General features: G+C 69.7%; 17 protein-coding genes. 12 read left to right on the top strand and 5 right to left on the bottom strand.

The annotated features are described in order from the left end of the window. The first annotated feature begins 168 nt into the window (after positions 1 to 168). The 4 genes from G7043_RS02325 to G7043_RS02310 all read left to right on the top strand — a co-directional run bounded on the left by G7043_RS02325 (position 169) and on the right by G7043_RS02310 (position 3,527). Positions 169 to 873 (top strand): lysophospholipid acyltransferase family protein, encoded by a 705-nt coding sequence (locus tag G7043_RS02325; RefSeq protein WP_313887668.1) that lies wholly within the window; start codon positions 169 to 171, stop codon positions 871 to 873. 2 nt (positions 874 to 875) lie between these two features. Further along, complete coding sequence (locus G7043_RS02320; protein ID WP_207310527.1) at positions 876 to 1,886, top strand: NAD(P)H-dependent glycerol-3-phosphate dehydrogenase; 1,011 nt, start codon at positions 876 to 878, stop codon at positions 1,884 to 1,886. Further along, the gene (locus tag G7043_RS02315; protein ID WP_166043349.1) at positions 1,883 to 2,953 is read left to right on the top strand and encodes a cystathionine gamma-lyase; all 1,071 of its coding nucleotides are present in this window, start codon (positions 1,883 to 1,885) and stop codon (positions 2,951 to 2,953) included. The genes G7043_RS02320 and G7043_RS02315 overlap by 4 nt, the downstream gene beginning before the upstream one ends. Positions 2,954 to 3,068: 115 nt before the next feature. Continuing rightward, positions 3,069 to 3,527: a cysteine dioxygenase gene (locus G7043_RS02310; RefSeq protein WP_166043348.1), complete on the top strand. Its 459-nt coding sequence runs from the start codon at positions 3,069 to 3,071 to the stop codon at positions 3,525 to 3,527. Here the strand turns inward: G7043_RS02310 and G7043_RS02305 are convergent. Then, a complete protein-coding gene (locus G7043_RS02305) occupies positions 3,508 to 4,152 on the bottom strand; it encodes a pyridoxamine 5'-phosphate oxidase family protein (protein WP_166043347.1) in 645 nt (214 codons plus the stop codon). The genes G7043_RS02310 and G7043_RS02305 overlap by 20 nt on opposite strands. A gap of 191 nt (positions 4,153 to 4,343) precedes the next feature. Here G7043_RS02305 and pdxR point away from each other — a divergent pair, with 191 nt between their 5' ends. Beyond that, positions 4,344 to 5,714 carry a MocR-like pyridoxine biosynthesis transcription factor PdxR gene (pdxR, locus tag G7043_RS02300; RefSeq protein WP_449279965.1) on the top strand — a complete coding sequence of 457 codons (1,371 nt, stop codon included), beginning with the start codon at positions 4,344 to 4,346 and terminating at the stop codon, positions 5,712 to 5,714. On the opposite strand, the gene G7043_RS02295 is transcribed toward pdxR, so the two are convergent. Then, positions 5,698 to 6,645 carry a GNAT family N-acetyltransferase gene (locus tag G7043_RS02295; RefSeq protein ID WP_166043343.1) on the bottom strand — a complete coding sequence of 316 codons (948 nt, stop codon included), beginning with the start codon at positions 6,643 to 6,645 and terminating at the stop codon, positions 5,698 to 5,700. The two genes, pdxR and G7043_RS02295, sit on opposite strands and share 17 nt — an antisense overlap. A 56-nt stretch (positions 6,646 to 6,701) precedes the next feature. Between G7043_RS02295 and G7043_RS02290 the strand changes: the two genes are divergently transcribed. Next, positions 6,702 to 7,754 carry a D-alanine--D-alanine ligase family protein gene (locus G7043_RS02290; RefSeq protein ID WP_166043342.1) on the top strand — a complete coding sequence of 351 codons (1,053 nt, stop codon included), beginning with the start codon at positions 6,702 to 6,704 and terminating at the stop codon, positions 7,752 to 7,754. Here the strand turns inward: G7043_RS02290 and G7043_RS02285 are convergent. After that, positions 7,751 to 8,314, bottom strand: coding sequence for a DUF3515 domain-containing protein (locus tag G7043_RS02285; RefSeq protein WP_313887667.1), 564 nt, complete (start codon positions 8,312 to 8,314; stop codon positions 7,751 to 7,753). The two genes, G7043_RS02290 and G7043_RS02285, sit on opposite strands and share 4 nt — an antisense overlap. A 19-nt stretch (positions 8,315 to 8,333) precedes the next feature. Beyond that, the gene (locus tag G7043_RS02280; RefSeq protein ID WP_053736927.1) at positions 8,334 to 8,567 is read right to left on the bottom strand and encodes an Lrp/AsnC ligand binding domain-containing protein; all 234 of its coding nucleotides are present in this window, start codon (positions 8,565 to 8,567) and stop codon (positions 8,334 to 8,336) included. A gap of 97 nt (positions 8,568 to 8,664) precedes the next feature. Between G7043_RS02280 and G7043_RS02275 the strand changes: the two genes are divergently transcribed. The 5 genes from G7043_RS02275 to G7043_RS02255 are packed head-to-tail and all read left to right on the top strand — an operon-like array spanning position 8,665 to position 12,528. Continuing rightward, positions 8,665 to 9,633, top strand: coding sequence for a thiamine-phosphate kinase (locus G7043_RS02275; RefSeq protein ID WP_166043340.1), 969 nt, complete (start codon positions 8,665 to 8,667; stop codon positions 9,631 to 9,633). 55 nt (positions 9,634 to 9,688) lie between these two features. Continuing rightward, a complete protein-coding gene (locus G7043_RS02270; RefSeq protein WP_166043338.1) occupies positions 9,689 to 10,099 on the top strand; it encodes a GNAT family N-acetyltransferase in 411 nt (136 codons plus the stop codon). 10 nt (positions 10,100 to 10,109) lie between these two features. Beyond that, complete coding sequence (locus G7043_RS02265) at positions 10,110 to 10,631, top strand: gamma carbonic anhydrase family protein (protein WP_166043336.1); 522 nt, start codon at positions 10,110 to 10,112, stop codon at positions 10,629 to 10,631. 20 nt (positions 10,632 to 10,651) lie between these two features. Continuing rightward, the gene (locus G7043_RS02260) at positions 10,652 to 11,326 is read left to right on the top strand and encodes a uracil-DNA glycosylase (protein ID WP_166043334.1); all 675 of its coding nucleotides are present in this window, start codon (positions 10,652 to 10,654) and stop codon (positions 11,324 to 11,326) included. Beyond that, positions 11,311 to 12,528 carry an MFS transporter gene (locus G7043_RS02255; protein WP_313887751.1) on the top strand — a complete coding sequence of 406 codons (1,218 nt, stop codon included), beginning with the start codon at positions 11,311 to 11,313 and terminating at the stop codon, positions 12,526 to 12,528. The genes G7043_RS02260 and G7043_RS02255 overlap by 16 nt, the downstream gene beginning before the upstream one ends. An 18-nt stretch (positions 12,529 to 12,546) precedes the next feature. On the opposite strand, the gene rpmB is transcribed toward G7043_RS02255, so the two are convergent. Continuing rightward, positions 12,547 to 12,738 (bottom strand): 50S ribosomal protein L28, encoded by a 192-nt coding sequence (rpmB, locus tag G7043_RS02250; RefSeq protein WP_030467945.1) that lies wholly within the window; start codon positions 12,736 to 12,738, stop codon positions 12,547 to 12,549. A gap of 148 nt (positions 12,739 to 12,886) precedes the next feature. Here rpmB and G7043_RS02245 point away from each other — a divergent pair, with 148 nt between their 5' ends. Beyond that, a complete protein-coding gene (locus G7043_RS02245) occupies positions 12,887 to 14,497 on the top strand; it encodes a DAK2 domain-containing protein (RefSeq protein ID WP_166043330.1) in 1,611 nt (536 codons plus the stop codon). Positions 14,498 to 14,510: the final 13 nt, after the last annotated feature.

Below are 14,510 nucleotides of genomic sequence, written 5' to 3'. Positions count from 1 at the left end.
CATCGTCGTGCCGACCCCCGCCCTCCATATCGGTCATATGGGGGGCGGGGGTCGGCACGACGAGGTGCCCTGCTGAGCGCCGGAAGCGAGCGATGAGGATTGTGGGCGACCGACTACTGTGCTCGTGGGCGCAGTTCTTGCAGGTCCGGGAGTGAGGAGAGGGTCCACGTGGCCAAGGAGAAGGGCGGCTTCTGGGTCGGGGTCGCCGCGGCGATCGTCTACCCCATGTCGTTCGTGCTGGGCAGGCACCGGATCCTGCACGGCGACCGCATCCCGCGCCAGGGATCGGCGCTGCTGGTGATGAACCACATCTCGCACCTCGACCCGTGCTACGACGCGGTGTTCGTGCACCGCAACGACCGGGTGCCGCACTTCCTCGCGAAGCACAGCCTGTGGAACGTGCCGATCATGGGCTCGATCCTGAGGGGCGCGAAGCAGATCCCGGTCTACCGGGGCACCACGGACGCGCAGCAGAGCCTGCGCGCCGCGCACGAAGCACTGGCCACCGGCCAGGTCGTGGTGATCTACCCCGAGGGCACCATCACCAAGGACCCCGACGGCTGGCCCGCGAACTCCCGCACCGGCGTGGCGCGGCTCGCGCTGCAGCACGACGGCCCGGTCATCCCGGTCGCCCGCTGGGGCACCCTCGACCTCTACAACCACTACCAGAAGAAGTTCCGGCCGTTCCCGCGCAAGACGATCACGCACTTCGTCGGTGAACCGGTCGACCTGTCCGCCTACCGCGGCCAGGAGGAGAGCCTCCCGTTGCTGCGCGAGGTCACCGATCTCCTGATGACCCACGTGAAGGACCAGCTCGCCGAGGTTCGCCGGCAGCCGGCGCCCGAGGGCTTCTACGGACCGAGGAAGGCCTGAACATGGCGATCGAACGCGTTGCGGTGCTCGGCGCCGGTTCGTGGGGCACGACGTTCGCGAAGGTCATCGCGGACTCCGGCCCCGACGTCGTGCTGTGGGCGCGCCGCCAGGAGGTCGCTTCGACGATCACCGAGACCCGCGTGAACGCCGACTACCTGCCCGGCATCTCGTTGCCGGCCAACCTGGCGGCCACCGCCGACCCGGCGAAGGCGCTGGACGGCGCGGACGCCGTCGTCCTGGCCGTGCCGTCGCAGACGTTGCGGGTGAACCTGTCGGCGTGGAAGGAACTGCTGCCGCCGGACGCGACGCTGGTGTCGCTGTCCAAGGGCGTCGAGCTCGGCACGCTGAAGCGGATGAGCGAGGTGATCCGCGAGGTCGCCGGCGTCGACGAGTCGCAGGTGGCCGTGGTGTCCGGGCCGAACCTGGCCAAGGAGATCGCCGTCGGGCAGCCGACCGCGACCGTCATCGCGTGCACGGACCACGACCGCGCGGTCGACCTGCAGCACGCGTGCTCGAACTCGTACTTCCGCCCGTACACCAACACCGACGTGGTCGGCTGCGAGCTGGGCGGGGCGTGCAAGAACGTCATCGCGCTGGCGTGCGGGATGGCGGCCGGTCTCGGCTATGGCGACAACACGATGGCGTCGATCATCACCCGTGGCCTGGCCGAGACCGCGCGGCTGGGCGCGGCGCTGGGCGCGGACCCGCTGACGTTCGCCGGTCTGGCAGGGCTGGGCGACCTGGTGGCCACGTGCGCGTCGCCGTTGTCGCGCAACCGGACCTTCGGCGAGCGGCTGGGCAAGGGCGAGACTCTGGAGCAGGCGCAGGAGGCCGCGCACGGTCAGGTCGCCGAGGGCGTGAAGTCGTGCTCGTCGATCCGTGAGCTGGCGGCGGCGCACGGCGTCGACATGCCGATCACCGAAGGCATCCACCAGGTCTGCCACGACGGGCTGAGCGTGCGCGAACTCGGTGCCGCGCTGCTGGGCCGCGACCGCAAGCACGAGCGCCAGTGACCCCCGACTTCGGTGACGGCACGCGAGTCGTGCACGCGGTGGCTTCGGGCGCGCCGGGCGAACCGCTCGGTGCGCAGCCGGTGTTCGCGTCGACGTTCCACCTGGGCGGGGCGGACTACTACGGCCGCGCGAGCAACCCGACGTGGCGTTCTCTGGAGAGCGCCCTGGGATCGTTGGACGGCGGTGAGTGCGTCGCCTTCCCGTCCGGGATGGCGGCGATCTCCACGTTGCTGCGGGCCGTTCTGTCCACTGGGGACACTCTGGTGCTTCCGTCGGACGGCTACTTCCTGACCCGCAAGCTCGTGTCCGAAATGGACGTCAACGTGGTCGAGGTGCCCACGGCGGGGCCGTATCCGTCCTTCGACGGGGTGAAGCTGGTCCTGCTGGAGACGCCGTCGAACCCCGGCCTGGACGTGTGCGACATCGCTGCGCTGGCGGACGCGGCACACGCAGCCGGCGCGTTGCTGGCCGTGGACAACACGACCGCGACGCCGCTGGGGCAGCGGCCGTTGGAGCTCGGCGCGGACATCGTGGTCGCGTCGGACACCAAGGCGCTCGCGGGCCACAGCGATGTCCTCTTCGGACACGTGACGACGGCGTCCGCCGAGCTGGCGGCTCGGGTGCGGGACGCGCGGACGTTGAACGGCGCTATCCCCGGGCCGTTCGAGACGTGGTTGGTGCTGCGCGGGCTGGGAACGCTGGATCTGCGGCTCGCCAGGCAGGCGCGGAACGCGGCGGCGATCTGCACGTTGCTGCGTGGCCACGTCGAGAACCTGCGCTGGCCGGGCTCGGCGGAGGACCCCTCCTACCTGGTGGCGGCGCAGCAGATGCGGCGGTTCAACGGCGTGTTGACATTCGAGCTGGAATCGGCCGCGGCGGTGGAGAAGTTCCTGTCGCGCTCGAAGCTCGTGTCGGCGGCGACGTCGTTCGGCGGCCTGCACTCCACGGCCGACCGGCGCGCGCAGTTCGGCGACCCGGTGCCCGAGGGTCTGGTGCGCTTCTCGGCCGGCTGTGAGGACACCCACGATCTGGTGATGGACGTGTCCCAAGCTCTGGGCCTGGATTGACAGAGGGTCCCGGTTCCGGGACCCTCTGCGTCATGTCCTTCAACGCATGTTGCTGTTGTACCTGGCGATAGTCCCGCGTCCTCTTTTCGCGCTCGCCTGGTAAGGACTTTTCCCGATGTTCGCCGTTCCTGAGAACAGCCTCGTTCTGCCTGAAAACTCCGCGTTGCTGCACCCCGTGCGGGTCGCTCTGGCGTGGGCGGCCGACCGCGACCGCTGGAAGCACCTGCTCCGCTACGACCCGGAAGAGCGCTTCTCGACGTTGGTGGAGAAGACCGCCGACCAGGAGATCTGGCTCATGAGCTGGCTCCCCGGTCAGACGGCCTCGCTGCACGACCACGACACCACGTCCGGCGCGTTCACCGTCGTCAGCGGTGTGCTCACGGAGGTGGTGACGACCCGCATCCAGGTCGTGCACACCCTTCACGCCGGTCAGTCACGCGTGTGGGGGCCCGGCTACGTGCACCAGGTGCGCAACGACGGCGTCGACCCCGCCGTGTCGCTGCACGTGTACCGCCACGGCACACGCGCGATGACCTCCTACCGCTACGACCCGGTCAACGGCCCCGTGCGCTGACGTGCGGCGGAATCGCCTTGTCCGTCTCGTGCGGCACGGGCGTGCCCCACGTCTGGACGAGCGGCATGTGCCCGGCCCACACCAGGTTGGCTTCGAGGTCCGACGGCTCCTCGCCCGGCCCGCCGTCGCGCACCTTGACGCTCGCCTCGGTGAGGTCGATCTCCAGCGCGACCGTCTGCGCGAGCTCCTTCTTGGACGGGCTGCGCGCGTAGTCCCAGCTGCCCGGCGTCACGTGTTCGACGATCGTGCGCAGTGCGTGCTCGGGGTCCTCGGCGATCGTCGCGGTGCCGTGGATGATGGCCGACCGGTAGTTCATCGAGTGGTGGAACACCGACCGCGAGTAGACGACGCCGTCCACGAGCGTGACCGCGACGCAAACCTGCTTGCCTTCCACCATGCTCCTGATGGAGCGTGAGCCCGTCGACCCGTGCAGGAAGATGCGGTTGCCGTCCCGCCCGTACGCGGTGGGGATGAGGAACGGCGCCCCGTCGACCTCCACGGCGAGGTGGCAGACCAGGCCCGCGTCGAGGATGTCGTAGAGCACCTGGCGGTCTTGGACGGCTCGCTTCTTGCCGCGGATGACGGTGCTGCGCGGGGTGGGGGAGAGCTGCGTTTCAGCGGTCATGTTCCCACTGTGGGCGGTCAAGTGGCATCATTGAAGCGCCATTACTGACCAATTTGAGAAGGCCACTTTGCTGATCGTCGTCTGCCGCGACCTGAGGTCCATGGGGGGCACATTCATGGACCTGAGGTCCATGAATGTGCCCCCCATGGACCTCGCCGTCCCTCGATACCGGGCATATCGGGCGGTTCGCGGTGGCTGAGACCGCGTTGCCCATCGCGTTGGACCGCGAGTCGCCCGAACCACTCGCCGTCCAGCTCGCCGATGCCCTCCGCTCCGCCGCGTCGGAGGGACGGTTGCGAGCGGGCGACCGTTTGCCGTCCACGCGCGCGTTGGCCGACTCGCTCGGTGTCTCGCGCACGGTCACCGCCGCCGCCTACGAACAGCTGCACGCGGAAGGCTGGATCGCGGGCCGTCACGGTTCCGGCACCTACGTCACCACGACCCCGCCCGGCCCGCTGCGCAAACGTTCGCGCAAGCCCGTCGTGCCCGCCATCACCGACTTCGTCGACCTCGGCACCGGCGCGCCGTGGGCCAGCGGGCTCGACCGCGCGGCCTGGCGCAGGGCGTGGCGGGCCGCGGCCGACGCGCCGCCGTTGTCCCGTCCCGAACGCGCGGGGCTGCCCGAGTACCGCGAGGCCATCGCCGAACACCTGCTGCGCCACCGCGGTCTGGCCGTCAACGCCGACCCGGTGCTGGCCACCGGCGGCACCACGGCCGTGCTGACCGAGATCGCGGTCGCGGTGCTGCGGCGTGGTGACGCCGTGGCCGTCGAGGAACCCGGCTACCAACGGGCGGTGGGCGTCTTCAAGGCCAACGGCCTCAAGGTCGTGCAGGCGGCCGTCGACGCCGAGGGACTCCTGCCGGACGCGGTCCCCGCCGGCGTCAAGGCCGTCTACTGCTCGCCCGCCCACCAATATCCGCTGGGCGGCCGCATGTCGGCCGGGCGCCGGGTCGCGCTGGTCGAGCGTGCGCGCAGGGACGGCTGGCTCGTCATCGAGGACGACTACGACGGCGAGCTCAGATATGACGTGGCGCCGCTGCCGTCACTGGCCGCGCTGGCGCCGGACGTCGTGGTCCACCTCGGCACCACCAGCAAGATCCTCACGCCGACGCTCGGCGCAGGCTGGATGGTCGCCCCCGAGCACATCGCCACGACGGTCCTCGAACACCGGGACCTGACCGGCACCAGCCCGGCGGCGGCGGGGCAGCGGGTCGTCGTCGAACTCGCGCGCATGGGTGACCTCGGCCGGCACCTGCGCAAGCTCAGGCGAGAGCTGTCCGAACGACGTGCGCTGATCATCGACACGTTCGCCGACGCCGGTATCAAGGTGCTCGGCGACGACGCGGGCGCGCACGTCGTCGTGCTGCTGTCTCACGCCGAACAGGAGCGCGACCTGATGAGGCAGGCCCTCGAACGCGGCCTGCGGGTGGACGGCCTGGCTCGGCACTACGTGAACCGGGCCAAGCTGCACGGGCTCGTCATCGGGTACAGCGCGTGCTCGCGGGAGCAGTTGGTCAGCGCGTTGCCCGTCCTCACCGAACTGCTCAGCACGAGCGGCTGACCACGACGGTCTGGCGGGCGGTGGTGAAGCCGAGTTGCTCGTTCACCCGGATCATGGCGAAGTTGGCCGCGTCCGTGCTGGTGTCGATGCGTTCGAGCTCCGGCCGTTCGGCCCGTAGCCACTGCAACATGTGAGCTTGGATCACTCGGCTGATGCCGCGGCCGCGATGGGCGGGGCTGACCATGGTGCTGCCCCAGTTCGTGTCCGTCGTGTCCGAGGGGTGGAGCGGGACGTCGGTCAGCGCCACGACGCGTCCGGTGGCTTCCTCGACCGCGACGACGACGCGGTGCTCGACGCCGGCCGCACGAGCCACGGCCTCCTCTGCCCGCACCACCTCAGGTGTCCACTCCGGCAGTTGCGCCGCGGACGCCGTGGCCGGAGCGTCGTGGATCGACTGCCGGGTCGCGGCCACGGAGGACAGCAGGTGCTCCGGCGCCGCACCGATCCACCGTTCCACGCGGTAGCCGTCCGGACCGGTCGTGGTCAGGACGGCCTCGGAGATCGTCAGTCGTTGCCGGACCCTGGACGCGACCACCTGGAACCCGCGCGCCACCGCCCAGTGCTCGCCGGTGCTGTCCCTGGCCACGCCCCAACTTTCGAACGTCTCGCAGCCGCGGGCGCGCAGCTCCGGCAGCAGCGCGTCGAGCAGCGCGGTGCCGATGCCCTGCCTGCGGTACCGCGGGTGCACCGTGATCGAGCCGATCGCCAGCTGTGCGTTCGGCCCGCTGAGCACTCCCGCGGAGGTGATGCCGGCGCCCTCGCCGTCGCGGCGGGCGACGAGCCGGAACACCTCGCGGAAGTCCGGGTTCGGCTCCCGCAGGGACGCGATGATCCGCTCCCGGCTCGACTCCGGATGGGCCGCGATCCGCACGTCCGCGTACGCGCGCAACGAGGCCGTGTCGTCCAGGTCGAGCGGTTTGATCTCCAGCACCGATCGAGGCTAACTGGCGAGTAGGCACAATCGCCCAAACGGGTAGGGTCGCCCGCATGACGCAGCGCAAGACGAGGGTGGCCGTGGTGTTCGGCGGCCGCAGCTCCGAGCACGAGGTCTCCTGCCAGTCCGCCAAGAGCGTCCTTCCCTACCTGGACGCCGAGCGCTTCGAGGTGGTGCCCGTCGGCATCACCCCGCAGGGGCAGTGGACGCTCGGCACGGACCCGAACGCGCTGGAAGCCGGTGCGGGCAACCTCCCCACGCTGCGCAACAGGACCGACCTCGCCCCGATCGAGCCGGGCGTGGCGCTCAAGGACGTGGACGTCGTCTTCCCGTTGCTGCACGGCGCGTGGGGCGAGGACGGCACCATCCAGGGTCTGCTCGAACTGGGCGGGCTCCCGTACGTCGGGCCGGGCGTGTTCGCCAGCGCCGCCGCCATGGACAAGGTCTTCGCCAAGAAGATCCTCGAGGCGGAAGGGCTGCCGGTCGGCAAGTTCGTCGCGCTCGACCGCGCCGCCACCACGCTGACCCTCGACGAGCGCGAGCACCTGGGGCTGCCGGTGTTCGTGAAGCCGTCGCGCGCCGGGTCGTCCGTCGGCATCTCCAAGGTGTCCGACTGGGCCGACCTCGACGCCGCGATCTTCGAGGCGCGCCGGCACGACCCCAAGGTCATCATCGAGGCCGCTGTGCCGAACATGCGCGAGATCGAGCTCGCCGTGCTGGAGTTCCCGGACGGTCGCGTCGAGGCCTCGCTGCCGTGCGAGCTGCGTCCGGTCGGCGAGCGCGTCGAGTGGTACGACTTCGACGCGAAGTACGTCGACGACTCCTACGAGGCCGACATCCCGGCGAAGCTCGACGACGACATCGCCGCGCAGCTGCGCGAGACGGCCGTCACCGCGTTCAAGGCGCTCGACTGCCAGGGACTGTCCAGGGTGGACTTCTTCCTCACCGAGCAGAACGAGCTGATCCTCAACGAGCTCAACACCATGCCCGGTTTCACGCCGATCTCCATGTACCCCAAGGCGTGGGAGGCGACGGGCATCGACTTCGCGACGCTGCTGACCACGTTGATCGAGACGGCGATCGCCCGCGGCTCCGGCCTCCGTTAGGACGAAGTCTTGACCGGCTGCTTGGGGAGCAGGTCGCGCACCGTCGTGGAGATGTCCTGCAACGGTCCGGTGCCCGCGTCGTCGGGCACCGTCAGCGCCACGTACGCACCGCGGTCCACGATCACCCACGTGGAGCTGCCGGAACCGGGCAGCTGCAGCCACTGCACGTCGGAGATCACCCGCAGCTGCGAGGTCGCGCTCAGTTCCGACGGGCGCGGCATCCCGCACCGCAGGACCACTGGATCGTGTTTGGCGTCACCCCACGCGACGGTGGCGGGCGGCGCGGGCGCGGCGAGTTCCCGGCGCGGCAGCATGTCCTTCCCGGACGGCAGCCCCACCGGCAGCTTCTCGATCAGGGACACGCACGCCGGTGAGCCCGAGTCCGGTGCGTCGATCGAGACCAGCGCGAGAGGACCCGTGCGACCGGGCACGTCCTCGGTCTGGTTTCCCGTGCCCAGCACTAGACCGAGCGCGGCGACACCGATGGCGAGCAGCACGGCGAGCCCGACCGCCGCGAGCAGCGGCCGGGACAGCGTCGACGTGGATTCCTGCTGAGTCACCCAGCTATGGGAACACGAGCTACAAGTGCACGACCGGGCAGGTCAACGTACGAGTGATTCCTTCGACGTTTTGAATGCGCGCGACCACCAGCTGGCCGAGCTGGTCGACGGTGTCGGCTTCGGCGCGGACGATGACGTCGTAAGGACCGGTGACGTCTTCTGCGGTTGCTACCCCGGTGATTCCGGAAATCTCGGAGGCGACTGCGGCGGCCTTGCCGACCTCGGTCTGGATGAGGATGTATGCATGCACCACGGCGTGCCCCTTCGTCGCGACAGGTTGGGTCGAGGTAGGAACGTGTCACGCAACGTACCCCAGTTGGGGTTCCGAATGCTCAGATTGGGAGGCAACTTTGCGTCCGGAGCCGCCGCGCGACGCGGAGACGGTCGCCGAGGTGGGTGAGTTCAATCTCATCCACCGGGTGACGACCGGTCGGGCGCAACCCGAGACGACCATCCTCGGTCCCGGGGACGACGCGGCCGTGGTCGCCGTCCCGGACGGCCGGGTCGTGGCCTCCATGGACGTGCTGGTCGAGGGTGTCCACTTCAGACTCGACTGGTCCAGTCCCGAGCAGGTGGGCCGAAAAGCGGCCGCGGTGAACCTCGCGGACGTCGTCGCGATGGGGGCGTTGCCGTCCGGTCTGCTCGTCGGGATCGCGTGCCCGCCGGACACTCCCGCCGCGACCGTGCAGGGGATCATGTCGGGGCTGTGGCAGGAGGCGGCGCAGGCCGGCGCGGGCATCGTCGGCGGCGACATGGTCAGCTCCGCCACGCTGGTGATCTCGATCACGGCCATGGGTGACATGAACGGACTCGAGCCGATCACGAGGTCCGGCGCGCTCGTCGGGGACGTCGTGGCGGTGACCGGCAGGCTCGGCTGGGCGGCCGCGGGACTGGCCGTGCTCGGCCGCGGTTTCCGTTCCCCGGTGGGCATCGTGAACGCCCAGCGCACCCCGGAGCCGCCGTACGAGGAGGGCCCGAGGGCCGCGGAGGCCGGCGCCACTTCGATGATCGACGTCTCGGACGGGCTGCTGCAGGACCTCGGCCACATCGCGGACTCGTCGGGGGTGGCGATCGACATCCGCACCGAACTGCTGCCGCTGCACCCGCGCCTGCTCGACGTCGCGTCGGCGCTCGGCGGTGACGCGCGGCACTGGGCGCTGACCGGAGGCGAGGATCACGCGCTCGCGGCGACGTTCCCCGGTCCCAAGGCGGTTCCGGAGAACTGGACGACCATCGGCACGGTCCGCGCGGGCGAGGGTGTGACGGTCGACGGCAGGGTTTACGAAAAACCCCCTGGCTGGGAGCACTGGCGCGCGTAAACTGGTCGATGTGGAACTATGCACTCGGGCGTATGACCATCCAGACTCGGTCAAGATGATCGCTGACCTCCAGCAGGTCTACGTCGACCGCTACGGCGATGTCGACATCACGCCGGTCGACCCGGCGCAGTTCGCCGCACCGCTCGGCTACTTCGTGATCGGCTACCTCGACGGCGTGCCCGTCGCGTGCGGTGGCTGGCGCGTCAACCCCGAACTCGAGGGCGCCGCCGAGATCAAGCGGATGTACGTCGTCGACTCCGTGCGCGGCAAGGGCCTGTCCCGGTCGATCCTCGCCCACCTGGAGGTGACCGCGCGCGAAGCCGGTTTCCAGCGGATGGTGCTGGAAACCGGCCTCCGCCAGCCCGAGGCGATCAGCCTGTACACGTCCAGCGGGTACGAGCAGATCGACAACTTCGGCGTGTACCGCGACCACCCGGAGAGTCGTTGCTTCGGGAAGTCGTTGTAGGTTCGGGCGCATGGCCATCTATGCGTTGGGGGACTACACACCGCAGATCCACCCGGACGCGTACGTGCACCCGGATGCGACGGTGATCGGTGACGTGCGCATCGGCGCGCATTCGTCGGTGTGGCCGCAGGCCGTGCTGCGCGGCGACTACGGCCGCATCGTCGTCGACGAGCGCACGTCGATCCAGGACGGCACGGTGATCCACTGCACCGAGGTCCACCCGGTGCACATCGGCTCGTCGTGCGTCATCGGCCACAACGTGCACATCGAGGGAGCGACGGTCGCGGACGAATGCCTGATCGCCTCGGGTTCGGTGGTGCTCAACGGTTCCATCGTGGAGAAGGGCGCGATCGTCGGCGCCGGCGCGGTGGTCTCGTTCGACGGCCACGTCCGCGAACGCACGATGGTGCTGGGAGTTCCTGCCCGCGAGCGTGCTGGATATGTTGTGCCAGAACAGGCCTGGGCGTTCATCGTGGAGAAGTACGTGCAGAACATCGGTTTGTACCGGGAGAAGCTCCGCCGCCTGGATTGAGTGAGATAGGGTTCACAGCCGTGGCTCGTCCCCTCAACGAAGTTGTCGAAGCCGGTTGGGCTGAAGCTCTCGCCCCCGTTGCTGACCAGATCGCCGCCATGGGTGAGTTCCTGCGCGCGGAGGTCGCCGCCGGCCGCACCTACCTCCCCGCGGGCGAGAACGTGCTGCGTGCGTTCCAGCAGCCGTTCCACCAGGTGAAGGTGCTGATCGTCGGCCAGGACCCGTACCCGACGCCCGGCCACGCGGTCGGCCTGTCGTTCTCGGTGGCCCCTGACGTGCGGCCGATCCCGAAGTCGCTCATCAACATCTACAAGGAGTACGCGGAGGACCTCGGTCACCCGTTGCCCTCCAACGGCGACCTCACGCCGTGGTCCGAGCGCGGTGTGCTGCTGCTCAACAGGGCGCTGACCGTGCAGCCCGGCAAGGCGAACTCCCACCAGGGCAAGGGTTGGGAAGCGGTGACCGAGCAGGCCATCAAGGCGCTGGCGGCCCGTGACGCACCTCTGGTCTCGATCCTGTGGGGCCGCAACGCGCGCAACCTGCGCCCGTTGCTCGAACCGTTGCCCGCCATCGAGTCCGCGCACCCGTCGCCGCTGTCCGCACACGCCGGGTTCTTCGGCTCGAAGCCGTTCAGCCGCGCCAACGAACTGCTGGAGAAGCAGGGCGCGGAGCCGATCGACTGGAAGCTTCCGTAGCCGCACCAGCGAAGCGTGATCTGACGCTGACGGCCGCGGGTGCGGCCGTCAGCGAGTTCGGCAACTCGTTGTCGCTGCTCGTGTTGCTCTTCTGGGCGACGCCGATCAGTTCGCTGCTGGTCGCCGCCATCCTCGTCGCCGAACTGCTGCCGCTCGTGCTGGGCGCACCGCTGGCCGGTGTGCTCGTCGACCGGTTGCCCAACCGGCGCCTGCTGATGATCGCCCTGCTCTTCCAGGGCACCGCGATCGCGGCCGTCGCGCCGCTCATGGGCCAGCCCGCGTTCGTCGTGGCGCTGGTGTTCCTGTCCGGTTGTGGCCGTGCGGTCGCCATGCCGTCCATGTCCGCGTTGATCCCGCACATCGCGGGTGAAGAAGAAGCGACGCGTGGTTATGCGTGGCTCGGCACCGCGCGCAGTGTCGGCAACATCGCCGGAGTGACCGGTGGCGCGTTGCTCGCCGGGATCTTCGGGCACCCCGCCGCACTGCTCATCGACGGTGGCACGTTCTTCGTCTACGCGGCGCTGCTGGCGTTCGTGCGGTCGGAACGCAGGCCTTCGGGGGAGCACTCGGCGCGACCCAGCGCGCTGGCGGGCATCCGGCACGTGCGGCGGGATCCCGTGCTGTTCGCGTCGATCGTCGGACTGGCTTTCTGCGTCGGCACGGTCATCGTGATCAACGTGGCCGACCCCGCGTTCGTCCGGTACGTGCTGCGCGGTGACGAGTTCGTGCTCGGCGCGATGCAGGCGTGCTGGATGACCGGGATCCTGGTCGGCAACAGGCTCGCCGCGCGGCTCGAGACCGTGTCCGGGGTCGTGCACGCGATCGCTGTCGCCGCCGTCACCACGGGCATCGGGGTGCTGATCCCGGCGACGTTCCCGTTCATCGTCGCGGCCGGGACCGGCTGGGTGATCGGCGGGGTGTCGAACGGCGTCCACAACGTGGCCCTGAACGCGATCGTGCGGATGCGCACGCCCGAGGAGATGCGCGGGCGGGTGTTCGCGGCGGTCGGGTCGGTGGTGGTCGGCGCGAACCTGCTCGGGACGGCTGCCGCGGGCGGGTTGCTGCTGGTCATCGAGCCGCGGACGGTGTTCGCGCTCGGCGGCACCGGGGCGTTGCTCAGCGGTGTCGCGTGCCTGGTGTTCGTGCGCCGGGCCCTGAAACGCGAAAAGAGCCCGGCTTCCGCCGAGCTCCTTCCGAACTAAAACGAACTGTGGCGGTGATCAGCCGCGCACGACCTTGCCAGCCTTCAGGCAGGACGTGCACACGTTGATCCGCTGGCGCTGCGAGGCCGAAACCTTGGCGCGCACAGACTGGATGTTCGGGTTCCAGCGGCGGTTCGTCTTCCGCTGGGAGTGCGAAACCGAATGGCCGAAGCCCGGCCCCTTGCCACAGACGTCGCACACGGCAGCCACGTCAGCCACTCCTTCAGGTTCCTCAAGCGGTAAGTCTCGCGTCCCGGTGGGCGCGCAAGCGTGCACAAGCCTCAACCGGGCACGGCAACCCAATCAGGGTAGCCGGTGGCCTCACCCGCGACCAAACCGGGTGGATACTCTCGCCGCCATGCAGGTCATGGATGCGGTCGCGGTGCGCAGGTGGGCGGACGCGTGCGTGCGGTCGTTGGACGCCAATCGGGAGTCGATCGACCAGATCAACGTCTTTCCCGTGCCGGATGGTGACACAGGTACGAACCTGCTGCACACGATGCAGTCCGCGCTCGACGCGCTGTTGCGTTCGCCGATCTCCACGGTGGGCGAGGCGCTGTCCGCGTTGGCGCGGGGTGCGCTGGCCGGGGCGCGCGGCAACTCCGGCGTGATCCTCTCGCAGGTGCTCAGGGGCCTCGCGGAGACCGTGCAGGAGGTTTCGCTGGTCACGGGTTCCGCACTGCGCAAGGGCCTGCAGCGCTCCGACGAGCTCGCCACTGCCGCGGTGTCCAAGCCCGTTCCCGGCACGGTGCTGTCCGTGCTGCACGCCGCCGCGGAGGCCGCTCGCGACTGCCCGTCCGACGAGTTGGACGAGGTCGTGCTGGCAGCGTCACGCGCGGGTGCCGTCGCACTGGCCGACACGCCGCGTCAGCTCGCCGTGCTGGCCAAGGCCGGCGTGGTCGACGCCGGCGGACGCGGGCTCGTTGTGTTGTTGGACACACTGGCCGCGGTGATCACCGGCCAGACCGTGGAAACACCGATGGACGCGCCGCTGCTGCCGCGCACGCCCGAGTCGCTGACGACCGAGCGCGAGAGCGGGTCGTCGGAGTTCGAGTACGAGGTCATGTACCTGCTCGACGACACCTCGGAGGAGGCGGTCGCCGAGCTGCGCACGTCGTTGAACCTGCTCGGGGACTGCGTGTCGGTCGTCGGCGACGGTGCTTCTTTGTGGACCGTGCACGTGCACTGCAACGACATCGGCGCGGCCATAGAAGCGGGTGTGCGCGCTGGGCGCCCGCACCGGATCACCGTGGCGCGGTTCGCCGACCAGATCGCCGCTCAGGCGTCGCGGTTCGTGCGCGACCGGGCGATCGTGGTGGTGGTGAGCGGCGCCGTGGACCTGTTCCGCGCGGAGGGCGCGGCGGTGTTCGACCTCGCTTCTTCTGTGGCGACGCCCACGGACTTGTTGTCGTCCATCGTGTCGACGCGCGCGCGTCACGTTGCAGTGCTGCCCGGTGATCCGGACATCCGTGAGGCGCTAGAAGAAGCCGTGGCGTACGCACAGGCCGCAGGGCAGGACGTAGTGGTGGTGCCGACGTTCTCGCCCGTGCAGGCTCTCGCGGCGTTGGCGGTGCACGACGCGTCCAGGCGCGCCGGTGACGACGTTGTCGCGATGGCCGAGGCCGCCGCCGCAACGCGTCGTGGTGAGCTCTCGATCGCCGCCGACGAGGCCATCACGTGGGTCGGCCGCTGCCAGCCGGGCGACCTGCTCGGCATGCTGGACGGCGAGGTCGTGCTGATCGAGCCCGGTCCGGCGTCGCCAGACTCGCTGACGGACCTGTCGTGCCGCCTGGTCGACCGCATGCTGGCCGGCGGAGGTGAGCTGGTGACCGTGATTTTGGGTGCCGACTGCCCTGATGGTTTGGTGGACGTGCTCGAAGACCACCTGCGGGTCACCCATCCGGAGGTGGAGGTGACGGCGTATCCGGGCGGACAGCCGGACGCTGTCATTTTTGTCGGTGTCGAGTAGTTCAATGGGGAAC

Origin of the sequence: Lentzea alba, from assembly GCF_011067745.1 — a bacterium.
Lineage (GTDB): Bacteria > Actinomycetota > Actinomycetes > Mycobacteriales > Pseudonocardiaceae > Lentzea > Lentzea alba.
The sequence above is the reverse complement of the archived record's forward strand: the minus strand, read 5'-3'. Positions and strand labels throughout refer to the sequence as shown.